The 12,712-nt window shown below is 73.6% G+C and carries 10 protein-coding genes; 5 read left to right on the top strand and 5 right to left on the bottom strand.

Features of this window, described 5'->3' with window-relative positions:
• Nucleotides 1–3 precede the first annotated feature (3 nt).
• Nucleotides 4–1,311 carry a hypothetical protein gene (locus AC1DQC_RS08435; protein ID WP_477050778.1) on the top strand — a complete coding sequence of 436 codons (1,308 nt, stop codon included), beginning with the start codon at nt 4–6 and terminating at the stop codon, nt 1,309–1,311.
• Between the two features lie 28 nt (nt 1,312–1,339).
• Here the strand turns inward: AC1DQC_RS08435 and AC1DQC_RS08430 are convergent, their stop codons facing one another.
• From AC1DQC_RS08430 to rfbA, 4 genes are read right to left on the bottom strand one after another with little or no spacing between them, the layout of a single operon-like run.
• The gene (locus AC1DQC_RS08430) at nt 1,340–1,780 is read right to left on the bottom strand and encodes a DUF2304 domain-containing protein (RefSeq protein ID WP_477050777.1); all 441 of its coding nucleotides are present in this window, start codon (nt 1,778–1,780) and stop codon (nt 1,340–1,342) included.
• Nucleotides 1,777–2,532 (bottom strand): glycosyltransferase family 2 protein, encoded by a 756-nt coding sequence (locus tag AC1DQC_RS08425; RefSeq protein WP_477050850.1) that lies wholly within the window; start codon nt 2,530–2,532, stop codon nt 1,777–1,779. The genes AC1DQC_RS08430 and AC1DQC_RS08425 overlap by 4 nt, the downstream gene beginning before the upstream one ends.
• Before the next feature lie 40 nt (nt 2,533–2,572).
• Nucleotides 2,573–3,205 carry a class I SAM-dependent methyltransferase gene (locus tag AC1DQC_RS08420; RefSeq protein ID WP_477050776.1) on the bottom strand — a complete coding sequence of 211 codons (633 nt, stop codon included), beginning with the start codon at nt 3,203–3,205 and terminating at the stop codon, nt 2,573–2,575.
• The gene (gene rfbA / locus AC1DQC_RS08415; protein ID WP_477050775.1) at nt 3,202–4,074 is read right to left on the bottom strand and encodes a glucose-1-phosphate thymidylyltransferase RfbA; all 873 of its coding nucleotides are present in this window, start codon (nt 4,072–4,074) and stop codon (nt 3,202–3,204) included. The genes AC1DQC_RS08420 and rfbA overlap by 4 nt, the downstream gene beginning before the upstream one ends.
• A 166-nt stretch (nt 4,075–4,240) precedes the next feature.
• Here rfbA and AC1DQC_RS08410 point away from each other — a divergent pair, with 166 nt between their 5' ends.
• Entirely contained in the window at nt 4,241–6,079 is a 1,839-nt protein-coding gene (locus tag AC1DQC_RS08410) for a glycosyltransferase family 2 protein (RefSeq protein ID WP_477050774.1), read from the top strand.
• Between the two features lie 35 nt (nt 6,080–6,114).
• On the opposite strand, the gene AC1DQC_RS08405 is transcribed toward AC1DQC_RS08410, so the two are convergent.
• Nucleotides 6,115–6,843 (bottom strand): TIGR03089 family protein, encoded by a 729-nt coding sequence (locus tag AC1DQC_RS08405; protein ID WP_477050773.1) that lies wholly within the window; start codon nt 6,841–6,843, stop codon nt 6,115–6,117.
• A gap of 224 nt (nt 6,844–7,067) precedes the next feature.
• Between AC1DQC_RS08405 and AC1DQC_RS08400 the strand changes: the two genes are divergently transcribed.
• The 3 genes from AC1DQC_RS08400 (at nt 7,068) to AC1DQC_RS08390 (ending at nt 12,577) form a co-directional block, all read left to right on the top strand.
• Nucleotides 7,068–7,397 carry a WhiB family transcriptional regulator gene (locus tag AC1DQC_RS08400; protein ID WP_456845073.1) on the top strand — a complete coding sequence of 110 codons (330 nt, stop codon included), beginning with the start codon at nt 7,068–7,070 and terminating at the stop codon, nt 7,395–7,397.
• 66 nt (nt 7,398–7,463) lie between these two features.
• Nucleotides 7,464–10,973: a glycosyltransferase family 2 protein gene (locus AC1DQC_RS08395; protein ID WP_477050772.1), complete on the top strand. Its 3,510-nt coding sequence runs from the start codon at nt 7,464–7,466 to the stop codon at nt 10,971–10,973.
• On the top strand, nt 10,970–12,577 hold the full coding sequence (locus AC1DQC_RS08390) for a DUF5719 family protein (protein ID WP_477050771.1): 1,608 nt from the start codon (nt 10,970–10,972) through the stop codon (nt 12,575–12,577). The genes AC1DQC_RS08395 and AC1DQC_RS08390 overlap by 4 nt, the downstream gene beginning before the upstream one ends.
• Nucleotides 12,578–12,712 lie beyond the last annotated feature (135 nt).

Here is a 12,712-nt window from a genome sequence, read left to right as displayed (position 1 = left end):
TCCGTGGCGGTGAGCGGCGCAGGCCGCACCGACGGTCGCGTGCTCGACCGTATCGGCGCAGTCAGCGTGGGCCTGGCGTCGCTCTTCGGAGCGGTGGCGGGCTACGCGATCCTCACGATCGCGGCCCGGGTCCTGGTGCCGACGAGCCGCAACACGGAGTTCGTCACCTTCTGGTCCGTCTTCTTCGTGGGTATCGGGGCATTGACGGGCCTCTCGACCGAGGTGCTCCGCGGGACGACCGCCTCCCGCACCGACCGGTCGACACGCGAGGGTTCGGGCGCGACGGGCGTGCGAGTGCTCCCACTCGGCATCGGGGTCGGCCTGTCCGTCGGCGCGATCGTTGCGGCAACCTCTCCGCTGTGGGCCGGCTCGGTCTTCCCGCGCGACCCGCGTCTCGCCCTCGTCCTCGCCGCGGCGCTCGCCGCGTTCAGCGTCCACGTGGTCGTGCTCGGCGCGCTCGGTGGTGCGGGGCGCTGGCGCGCCTACTCCGGCCTCATCGCGATCGAGTCCGCCGTGCGGCTGGCGGGGATCGCGGTCGCCACGGCGGCGGGCGCCACCGTCGTGTCCTACGCGATCGCCCTCGTTTTCGCCGAGTTCGCCTGGCTCGTGGTCCTCGCGGTGTCGGCCCCGGCCCGGAGGGCGGCGCGAGCCCGGACCGACCTTCCCCTGCGTCCGTTCCTCAGGCGGTCGAGCGCCGCTGCCGTCTCATCGGGTATCGCCGCGTTCCTCGTCGTCGGGTTCCCACTGCTGCTGACGTTCACCACCTCGGTCGAGGCGTACGCGTTGGCGGCACCCGTGCTTCTCGCCATCTCGCTGACCCGGGCGCCGCTGCTGCTGCCGCTCAGCGCGTACCAAGGCATCGTCATCGCGCGCATGGTGACGCTGCGCGATCGAGGTCCACGGATCGTGCTGCCCCTGCTGGGCGCGGTGGGCGCGGTCGCGGGCGTCGCGTCGCTCGCCGCATTCTGGATCGGGCCCACCGTGATGGGCTTCCTGCTCGGTCCGTCCTACGTGATATCCGGCTCGGTGCTCGCCGGCCTGACGGCCGGCGCCGGCGCGCTCGCCCTGCTCACCCTGACCGGCGCGACGTGCCAGGCGTTCCTCCTGCACGGGTGGTACATGGCCGGCTGGCTCGTGGCGCTGGCCGTGGCGTGCGGTCTGCTGGCGTTCCTGCCAGGCTCGGTGGCCGCCCGCAGCGTCACGGCCCTGCTGGTGGGTCCCGCGGTCGGTGTCGCAGTCCACCTGGTGGGCATGTTCCCACCACGCCGGTGGGTCGGCGCAGCAAGCCCGAGGGCCGCGACGGTCGGTTGACGCCGCTGGGTCGACGGCCCCGCTGCCCTCAGCGCTGCTCGGCCCCCAGGTCGGGGTCGCTGTCGGCGGGCAGAGCGACGCTCGTGAGGTCGGTGACGGGCGAGCCGGTCGGATCGGCGTCGGCGTGCTCGGCCATGTGCCGCTCGAGGTCGAAGCGCAGCAGCGCGACCTCCTCGACGAGCGTGCGGGTCTCTTCCTCGAGACCGGTCACCTCGACGCTGAGCTGGACGCAGACGAGCAGCAGAACCAGGAGTGCCAGCGCGAACAGGAGGTTGCTCGGCGTGCTCACGCCGACCAGCGTCGCGATCGTCAGTGCGAGCGACGGGAAGGCGCCGAGGATGCAGATGCCGACGGCCACGCCGATCCACAGGACCGCGTACTTCTCGCGCAGCCGGCGCGTGCGCAGCAGCACCACCAGCATGACGACGAGCAGGATGCATGCGGAGATCGCGAACGCGTAGCCGGTCATGAGGGCCGAGCCATCCGGCGGTCCAGCCGCGCCGGACGCGACAGAGCCACCAGGAGCGCGACGACGGCGCGTCCCAGGAACAACGCGGCCTTGGCCGGCGAGTGCGACGGCACCCCTCCTGCGCGCGGCCGCATCTGGACGGGGACCTGGCGGACGACGAGGCCCGATCGGCACGCCACGACGAGTGACTCCACCGTGTCGCCCAGATACTCCGACGGGTAGTCCGACGCGAACAGCTCGATCGCGCGACGCCCCGTCGCGCGGAACCCGGAGGTGGTGTCGGTCAGCTTCGTCCCGGCGACGCGCGAGATCGTGACCGCGAGGACGGACATCGCCCATCGGCGGGGCCCTCGTACCGCGTAGTGGTGGTCCGTGCCGGCGAAGCGGGCCCCGATGACGATGTCGGCGTCGTCTCCGAGCGCCTCGACGACGCGGGTGACATCAGCCGCGTCGTGCTGACCGTCGGCGTCGAGCTGGACGGCGACGTCGTAGCCCTCCCGGCTCGCGAACCGGTAGCCGGCACGCATCGCGCCACCCACGCCGAGGTTGATCGGCAGGTTGAGCACGTTCGTCCGGCCACGGCGTGCCACCGCGCCGGTGGCATCCGACGAGCCGTCGTTCACGACGAGCACGTCCGCCTGCGGAAGACGCGCCTCGAGCTCGTCGAGCACGGCGGGAAGCGTCTCTTCCTCGTTCCACGCTGGCACGATGACCAGTAACCGATACGCCTCTTTGACCACGCGGGCGAGCATACCGGCGCGGCGCGCGCGGACCGGCACCCGCCACAGCCGGTTACGGCTTGACGGCGAGCGTCACGAACTCGTTATAGTTGAACACCGTCCCGGTGAACCGCGGCAACGGGAACGAGTAGGCGCGCACGAACCGGAGGCCGAGGTCGTCCGAGAGGGAACGCAGCGCCGGGAAGTCCATGAAGGTGATGTGCGTCTCGCCGGTCCGGTGGCCGCGCTCCTGGGGTGTGATGAACGCGACCCGGCCGCCGGACGGGAGCAGCGCCACGTAGCTGGCAAAGATCGACCGGGCGTCCTCGGGCGTCAGGTGCTCGGCGACGTGGGCGATCAGCAGGCTCCGCCACGGCCGGGAGGTCAGCTCGGTGCTCGCGAAGAACTCCTCGTCGGTGTACGCCTCGAACCCGCGGTCGCGCGCTTCGTCGATCGACGATGGATTGTGGTCCACCCCGATGGAGCCCTCGTCGAGAGCGCTGAGGTTGCGCCCGATCCCGCACCCGACGTCGATCGTGCGTCCCAGGTCGAGGCGCCGGACGTGCCGCTGGTACGGGGCCTGCACGTTGAGCACCTGCTTCCAGCGCGCCGACGAGCGCTCGCGGAGGCGTTCGGTGTAGTCGGTGCCGGTGGTGGACTCCAGCGGCCGGGTGCTGCGCCGCTGCCGTACGTCGTCTTCGGTCATCGTCTCTCTTCCGCGAGCAGGCCGAGAAGGTAGGTGCCGTAGCCGGACTTGGTGAGCCGCTCGGCTCGGACGCGGAGCTCGTCGTCCGTGAGGAAGCCTCGACGCCAGGCGACCTCCTCGGGCGAGCCCACCTTGAGACCCTGCCGGTGCTCGATCGTCCGGACGTAGTCGGACGCCTCGACGAGCGAGTCGAAGGTCCCCGTGTCGAGCCACGCGGTCCCGCGCGGGAGCACCTCGACCTGCAGGCGACCCTGCTCGAGGTAGGCGCGGTTGACGTCGGTGATCTCGTACTCACCGCGAGGTGAGGGCTGAAGGTCTCGCGCGATCGCGACGACGTCGTTGTCGTAGAAGTACAGCCCGGGAACCGCATAGCTGGACTTCGGCTCGACGGGCTTCTCCTCGAGCGAGAGGGCGCGGCCCGCTGCGTCGAACTCGACGACGCCATAGGCGGTCGGGTCCGCGACGCGGTAGGCGAACACGGCGGCCCCGTCGACGTCGGCGAAGCGCTGCAGACGGGAGCCGAGGCCGGCGCCGTAGAAGATGTTGTCGCCGAGGATGAGGGCGGCGGAGTCCGAGCCCACGAAGTCACCCCCGAGCACGAACGCCTGAGCGAGTCCGTTCGGCTGTTCCTGCACGGTGTACTCGATCGAGATCCCGAACTGGGAGCCGTCACCGAGCAGCCGGTGGAACTGCTCGGCGTCGTGCGGGGTGGTGATGATCAGGACGTCGCTGATGCCCGCGAGGATCAAGGTGGAGAGCGGGTAGTAGATCATCGGCTTGTCATAGACCGGCACGAGCTGCTTGCTGACGCCAAGGGTGATCGGGTGCAGTCGGGTGCCAGAGCCACCGGCCAGGATTATTCCGCGCATGGGCACTGATTGTGCACCATGTGGTCTTTCGTCGGGCCGGTCCGGTGCCCCGCGCAGTGAGACAGCGGGTTCGCGCTGGCCGGTACCATGGGCGCGCCTTCCGGGGCGCCGTGGGACCTGCCGAGAGGGAGTCTCGCCTGACAACGAGAGAGGACACCGCTCCGTCGTGGACGCTCCTGAAGATGCCGGCCTCGCACCGACCGTGGAGATCCTCATCCCGTACTGGGGCGACCCGCAGCGGCTGTACGAAGCGGTGCGCAGCGTGCTGTCGCAGACGGACCCGGACTGGCGCCTGTTGGTTGTTGATGACGCCTATCCGGATCCCTCGGTCGCCACCTGGTTCGCCGAGCTCGGTGATCCGCGGGTGCGGTACGAACGCAACGAGGTCAACCTCGGCATCACGGGCAACTTCCGGCGGTGCCTCGAGCTCTCCACGCAGAGCTGGGTCGTGTTCATGGGGTGCGACGACGTGATGCTGGCCGGCTATGTCGAGATCGTGAAGCGCGTCGTCGTCGCATTCCCGGAGGCTACGATTGTCCAGCCAGGCGTGGTCGTCATCGACGACGCCGGCGCCCCCGTAACCACGCTCGCCGACAACGTGAAGCGGATGCTGCGTCCGGACGTCGCCGAGGCGACAGCGTTGCAGGGCGAGGAGCTCGCTACGCGGTTGATGCACGGCGAGTGGCTGTACTGGCCGTCCCTCGCGTTCCGGCGGGACGCGGTCGCGCGCACGCCAATGCGAGACGGGTTCCGCGTGATCCAGGACGTCGCTCTGATCATGGACCTTGTCTTCGCCGACGCGGTGCTCGTGGTGGAGCCCGCGCTCGCGTTCGCGTACCGCCGGCACTCGCACAGTGCTGCCCAGGCGGCGGCCATCGACGGGTCGCGGTTCGAGGGGGAGCGGCGCTACTACGCCCTTGCCCGCCGCCAGGCGCTAGAGCGCGGGTGGCCGCGGGCGGCGCGTGCCGCGGGCTGGCACGTGACATCGAGGCTGCATGCCGTCGCGCAGCTCCCGGCGGCCGCGCGCGCCCGGTCCGCCGGTGGTGCGCGGACGTTGCTCGCGCACGCGTTCGCGGCGTTCGGAGATGCCACGGCGACGTGTTCGGCGCCGCCGCGCGAGCAGTCCGACGCGGGCTCGACGACCTCACCAGTGGTCGCAGTCATGACGGCCTTCCGGCCCGACGAGCGCGTCGGTGCGGCCGTCGCGGCTGCGCTCCGTGAGGCTGACCGGGTCGTTGTCGTCGACAACACGCCCGTGGGAGAGGCGGGGTTCGACGTGCAGGCCGGGGCTGACGACCGGGTGACGGTCCTGCGCAACGACTCGAACCTGGGACTCGCGGTCGCGCTGAACCGCGGCATCGCCTCGGCGCCCKAGGCGGGGGCCTACCTGCTTCTCGACCAGGACTCCGCGATCCCGTCCGGCCTCGTCGAGCGGCTGGCTGCGCGCCTGGATCACGACCCGACGATCGGCGTGGCCGGACCCGCACCGTGGGACTTCGACGAACAGCGATACCTCGACCCACGGACGTCCGGTCGCCCGGAGCTCGCCGACCTGCCGGCAATCATCACGAGCGGCATGCTCGTCCGTCGGGAGGTAGTCGAGCGCGTCGGACCGTTCCGCGAGGACTTCTTCGTCGACAACGTCGACCAGGAGTTCTGCCTGCGCGTCCGGGAGAACGGGTGGCGTGTCGTGCAGGACCGCACCGTCCTGCTCGCGCACTCGCTCGGCTCGACCCGCTGGCACGGTGTCGGGCCCCTCCGCATCCGGGCGACGCACCATCCGACGTGGCGGTTGTACTGGGTCGGACGGAACACGGCGGTCATGATCAGGGAGCACTGGCGCCGGGAGCCGGTCTGGGCGCTGACGTGGAGCGCGATCCTGCTGTACTGGGCGGCGACGATCGTGCTCGTGGAGCCGCCGCGCGGTAGGCGCCTGCTTGAGATGTTGCACGGGCTCGATGACGGTCGCCACGGTCGGACTGATTCCACCCGTATCCCGACCTAGGACAGGGCGTCGCCTCTCCAAGGCAGTGCGGAGCGTCAGTCCGCGATCGTGTCGACTGCGCTGGCCCTTTCGGTCTCGGCGAGCCTGCGCAGCCGGTCCGGCGTCCAGCTGGCGGCTCGATCGTCGACGAGCACGATCGACCCGTCGCCGTGCAACGCACCGACCACGAGCTCGAGGACGCCTCGCAGCGAGCGGGTTTCGCTCTGCTCGACCCGGACCACGCGCCGCTCCTTGGGTGCAGCGACTCCGACCAGCACTGCGTGCGGCAGATCGGGTCCCGCTCCTACCAGCGCAGGGGCGGTCAGATCGCTCGGCGGAACCCATCCCAGTGCGTCCCCATAGGTCATGACGGCCGACGCCGCGTCGACTGCGCCGACAGGCAGGACGCCGTCGAAGCGCCGGGCGAGGGCGGGCAGCGTGACGGCAACCAAGTCGTGACCAGCGTGCGGATGCAGCTCGGGCCGGTCGGTGACCACGACGTCCACGGACCCACCATCAGCAATCACCACGCAAGCGCCGACGCGCCAGGTCGCCAGTGCCCACACCACCGTCCGCCAATGCGGTGGAAGGTCCAGCAGCACCCGCGTACCTGGGCCGGCGTCGAACTCCTCGACCAGCAGGTTCGCGGTTTTGTTCACCCAGTTCTCCAGCACGGCCCCAGAGAGCTCGACGCGCTCCCCGCCGTCCCCGTACCAGGTGATCCGCGGCCGCCCGGGCTCGCGCGTGAGGAGGGCGAGCAGGTCGGCGATGGTCGTCACGGGCACCGGCACAGCGTAGATCGACACGCCCGGATCACCCGTCTGCGCCAAGTTCACCCGACAAAATCGGACAACTACCACGGCTCCGCTTGACCAACGCGAACGACACGCGTGTAATTCCTTAGAACGGATTCATGAGCGAGCACCACTCGCGGCACCTCCCCGGAGGGTCGCACGCCGAGCCCCTGAACGAGCAGCAGAACCAGCACGAGGACCGCACGGAGGCACGCATGTGGAACCTGCTCGACAACGACGAGATCTTCCCGTCGGACGCACGGACGAGTGCACAGACGCACGCGTCCAACGTGCTGCCGATCTTCGGCGCCCTCGAGGACGAGGGCCCGATGGGGTGGCAGGAGCGCGCTCTGTGCGCCCAGACCGACCCGGAGGCGTTCTTCCCTGAGAAGGGCGGCTCGACGCGTGAGGCCAAGAAGGTGTGCACGGGATGCGACGTGCGCTCCGAGTGCCTCGAGTACGCGCTGCAGAACGACGAGCGCTTCGGCATCTGGGGCGGCCTGTCCGAGCGGGAGCGGCGCAAGCTCAAGCGGCGTGTCGTCTGACCGGCTCCGCCGGGTGGGAGTGTCGCGSGCGGGCCTCGTCCCGCGCGACGGCATGATGTTCCGAGCATGACTGACACGCTCCTGCCGGTGGATGTCCCCACCGCGACCTCCTCGACACCGGTGACGACGCCGGTGTCCGCAGTCGTCGTCACGCGTGGCCGTACTCCGTACCTCTCCTCGACCCTCGCGGCGCTCGCCGCGCAGGCGCGTCGACCCGTCCGCGTCGTCCTCGTCGACGTCGGCGACGAGCAGGGCGATGCCGTCGAGGCGCTTCTGACCAGCACGTTCGCGGCCGCCGGTGGTCCAGGAGCCCCGGCCCTCAGCTACGTCCGGGCACCCGGTGCTCGCACGTTCGGCCACGCGGTGCGGCGGGGGCTGCAGGCCGAGTCCGGCGCGGCGACCACCTGGCTGTGGCTGCTGCACGACGACAGTGCGCCCGCTCCGTCCGCGCTCGCGGAGCTCGTGCGGGCGGTCGGTCACGCCCGGTCGGTGGCCGTGGCCGGGGTCAAGCAGCGCACCTGGACGGACCCCGAGCGACTGCTCGAGGTGGGCGTGCGGACGTCGCGGTCGGGGCGTCGCATGACCGACGTCGAGCCCGGCGAGCTCGACCAGGGCCAGCACGATGGCCGCGAGGACGTCCTCGGCGTCGGGATCGCCGGTGCGCTGGTCCGGCGCGACGTGTGGGACGACCTCGGGGGGACCGACCCGCTCCTCGGCCCGTTCGGCGACGGGTTCGACCTGTCGCGGCGGGCGCGGCTCGCGGGTCACCGCGTGATCGTCGTTCCGTCGGCGGTCGTGCGGCACGCGCAGGCGGGCTACCTCGGGCTGCGGTCGACCGCGACGGACACCGCTCCGGTGGACCTCGACGGTGACGGCGAGGACGACCGCGCCGACCCGCGTCGGTCGTTCGCAGCCCGTCGGCGCGCGCTCGTGCACAGCCGGCTGGTCTCTGCCCCGGCGGTGCTGGTGCCGGTCGTCGCCGTCCTGGCGCTGGTCGGCGCGGTCGTGCGTTCGCTCATGCAGCTAGCCGTCAAGCAGCCCGGGCTCGCCGTGGACGAGGTCCGGGCGGCACTCGTCGCGCTGGCCCGCCCGGACGGCGTGCTGCGCGCCCGTCTGGGCGCGACCCGGAGCCGTCGCCTGCCGCGCCGCGCGCTGCGTCCCTTGCAGGCGGGGTGGCGCGACGTCTGGTCCCAGGCTCGGGACCGCCGGCTCGMGCGTGCCGAGGCGCGACGAGTCGTGCAGGCGCCCAGCGAGCTGGAGCTGGGGGAGCTGGCGGGCCTGGCGACCCGCCGCCGCGCGACCCTCGCCGCGGTCGTCATCGTTCTCGTGGTGCTGGTTGCCGTCGCGCTCGGACCGCTCGTCGCGCCGGTCTTCGGCGGTGCGCGCCTCGTGGGCGCCGCGCTGCTGCCGGCCTCGGTGCGGCTCGGTGACCTGTGGTCGGCGGCCAGCTCCGGCTGGGTGTCGGGCGGCCTGGGCGCTCCCGGCCCGGCGGACGCGCTGCTCGCGGCACTGACGGTGCCCACCTTCCTGGCGGGCGGCTCCACCTCGACCGCGGTAGCCGTCCTGCTCCTCGGCTCGGTCGTGCTCGCAGGGATCGGCGCGTGGGCGGCGGCCGGCGCCGCGACGCGTTCCGTGGGCGTGCGCGCGTGGGCCGCCGTCGTCTGGGCCGGCGCGCCGGCGCTCCTCCTGGGACTCGGCGACGGGCGCCTCGGGGCGGTCGTGGCGCACGTGGCGATCCCGTGGGTCGCGCTGGGGCTCGCGAGGGCCGTCGGCGTGCAGCGCGTCGACCAGGTGCTCTCCGGCCTGGCCACAGCACGGCGTGCCGAGGACGAGGACCAGAGCGACATCGCCACGCCCGTCCGCGGCACGCCGACGGTGCCCACGCCGCGCGTCTCGGGCGACGCCCCGGCGCCGGCCGACGACGTCGTCGTCGACCCCCTCGAGCGCGTCGGAGCGCCCGACCCCACGGGCTCGATCGCCGCGGCCGCAGCGGCCGCGATCGCGTTCGCCGTCGTGGTCGCCGGTGCTCCGGGTCTGCTGGTGCCGGGCGTCCTCGCGCTGTGCGTCGTCGCGCTGTGCGTCCCGCGCCGCCGCGGGCGGGTGCTCCTGGTCGCGGTCCCCGCGCTCGCGCTGCTCGGCCCGACCCTCCTCGAGGCGAGCAGCCGTGGCCTGGAGGGGTGGCGGCTGCTGGTCGCCGATCCCGGGCTCCCGGCCGCATCGACGTCGGCGGACCCGCTGAGCCGCCTGCTCGGGGTCCCGGCCGACCCCTCGTCGCTCGTGCCCGGCGGGCTGCCGGACGTCGTCGCGTGGGCCTGGCCCCTCGCGATCGGAGTCGTCGTCCTGGCGCTGGCCGGGCTCGCGCTGCTGCGCGGGGCACCCGTCGCGCGGGCCGTCCGCGGCGCGTGGGTGATCGCCGCCCTCGGCCTCGCCACCGCGTCCGTGGTCGTCGCCATGCCCGTGGCGGTGGCGGACGGCGTGGTCGTCCACGGCTGGGCCGGTCCCGCGCTCTCGCTGGCCGGTGCCGGCCTGCTCACGGCGGCCGTCATCGGGACGGACCGGCTGCGCGACCGGCTGACGCACTACACGTTCGGCTGGCGGCAGCCGCTCGTCGCCGTGGTCACGCTCGTGGCCGTCGCGGTGCCCGTGGCGTGGCTCGGCTCCTGGACCTGGCAGGCGCGCAGCGGCGACGCGGTCGCGCTGCGCACGGTCGAGCGCGTGATCGTCCCCGCGGTGGGTCAGCAGGCGCAGGCGTCGCCGCTCGCCTCGCGGGTCCTCGCGGTGAGCGTCGAGCCCGCGGGCGAGTCGACGACGGTCACCTGGCAGCTCATGCGCGCCGACGGCCCGCAGCTGGTCGACCAGGCAGCCGCGACCGCGACCAGGACCGTCGGCGGCGACCTGCTGTCGCCGGACGTGACGGCCGACGACGCGGCGACCGGCGAGGTCGACACCCTTGTGGCGCGGCTCGCCACCGCGGCGACCGGCGACGTGTCCGGCGAGCTGGCGTCGCTCGCGGTGGCCGACGTGCTGGTCCCGCCGCTGCCCACGCAGCCGGGCGGCGTCGACCCGGCCGTCGCCGCGGCCCAGCGCGAGGAGCTGGTGAGCCGGCTCGACTCGACCGCCGGGCTCGAGCGCGTCACCGAGAACGCGTCCGGCACCCTCTGGCGCGTGCAGGCGACGGCGCCGTCAGCGGGCGTCGCCGCTCCGATCGTGGTGCCGTCGTGGGCCCGGACGATCCCGGCGGGCGCCGACATCGCCGACCCGGCCGCCCCCGCGGTGTCGGTGCCGTCCACCGACCGCACGGTCGACACGACCGTCGGGGCCGGCGACGCAGACCGGCTCCTGGTGCTCGCCGAGCGCGCGGACCCGCACTGGCACGCCTGGCTCGACGGGACCCCGTTGCGCGCGGTCGACGCGGGCTGGCGGCAGGCATTCTCGCTCGGCGCGGACGGCGGCGACCTCGAGGTCCGGTACACCGCCCCGGCGCGGACGCCCTGGCTCGCGGTGCAGGGGCTCGTGGCTCTGGTGACCCTGCTGCTCGCGGTGCCGGTGCGGCGTCGCCGGGGGGTGCGCACATGAGCACGCGCAGGCAGGTGTGGCTCGGGCGCGCGGCGCGCGCGGTCTCGGGCCTCGCGGTCCTCGGGCTGACCGCGGCGGTCGTCGTCGCCGGTGCGCGGTTGCCGGGTGCCGACGCCACCGAGGTGCCGCCGACGCTCGTCTCGGTTCCTCCGGCAGCCTCGACGCTGGTCTGCCCCGGGCCGCTGATCCTCCCCGACGACACCGGCCGCGGGGACTCCGCGTTCGACCCGACCCCCGTCGACCCCGTCACGTCGGTCACCGCGGTCACCTCGGTCCCCGACGGCGCCGGCAGCGCCGGGACGGTCGGCCCTCTCGACCGCTCGGCCACCACCGGCACCCTCGACGCCGGCGGGGACTCCGCGGTGGTCACGGGCGTCACGGGCGCGCAGGCGGTCCGGGCCGAGCCCGGCGAGGCGCCGGCGCGCGTCGCCGCGGCGAGCGCGGGCCTGGTGACCGCGGGCGACCTGCGCGGCCTCGCCGCCGCGTCGTGCCAGCAGCCGGTGGCGTCGGCCTGGCTGCTGGGCGGCGCCACCGACCTGACGAGCACCGCCCAGCTGGTCCTCGACAACGCCGGCTCGACGCCCGCCGAGGTCACGGTCGCCCTCTGGGGTCCGTCCGGACCGGTCGACCTGACGGGCGAGCGGTACCTGGTCGCGCCCGGCGCCGAGCGCATGGTGGTGCTGGGCGGCATCGCGGCGGAGCAGCGGCGTCTCGCCGTGCACGTGACCGCGACCGGCGGCCGCGTCGGTGTGCACGTCCAGGACTCCGCGATCGACGGGTTCACACCCGCCGGCACCGATCTCGTCGTGCCGGGCGCGGCGCCGGCACGGCGGCAGGTGGTGCCCGGCGTGGCCGTCGTCGCCTCGACCGTCGACGACCCGGCCGCCCCCCAGCTCCGGCTCCTCGCCCCCGGCGACGTCGGCACGACCGCGCACGTCACGCTGCTCGGTCCGACCGGCGTGGTCGAGCTGCCCGGCGCCGACGCGGTCGCTCTGGCGGCCGGCGAGGTCACCGACGTCCCGCTGGGCGGTCTCCCGGCGGGCGCGTACACCGCGGTCGTCGACGCCGACCAGCCGGTGCTCGCCTCGGCGGTGGTGACCCGTCCCGGTTCTCTGGGCGAGCTCGACGACGTGCCGAGCGTCGAGCGCGGCTGGGCCGCCTCCACCGCGGTCGGCCGCAGCGGCGTGCTCGCCGTGCCCGACGGCACGGTCGGCACGCTCGTCGTGGGCGCGGTCTCGCAGCACAGCGACCCCAGCGCCGGTCGGGACGCGACGGCGACGGTGCGGCTGCTCGGCGAGGCCGGCGCGGTCCTGGCCGAGCRGACGCTGCGGGTCGCCGCGGGAACGACGAGCGCGTGGACGGTCGACGACCTGGCCAGCGGGACCGGCGACGTCGGTGCGCCCGCAACGGCTCCCGCACCCGCGGGCGTGGTGGGGGTGGACCTGGTGACCGACGACGGCGCCGACGTCGACCTGGCCTGGGCGCTCGTCGCCGAGGTCTCGCGGCCGGACGGTGTGCTCGTCTCCGTGCTCGACCCGGTGCAGGTGCCGCGGACCACGCCCGACGTCGCGGTCCGCGAGGACCCGCGCCTCGGGACGCGCTGAGGCCTCAGCGGGTCGCGCGGGGCTCAGCGGGGCTGAGCGGGTCGCACGGCGCTCAGCGGGGCTGAGCGGGTCGCACGGCGCTCAGCGGATAGCGCCGGGCTTCGCGGACAGCGCAGCGCCCAGCGGGTCGCGCAG

It is taken from the genome of Cellulomonas sp. P4_H12, from assembly GCF_056400905.1.
Note: the sequence above shows the minus strand (reverse complement) of the source record. Positions and strands in the feature narration are given on the sequence as shown.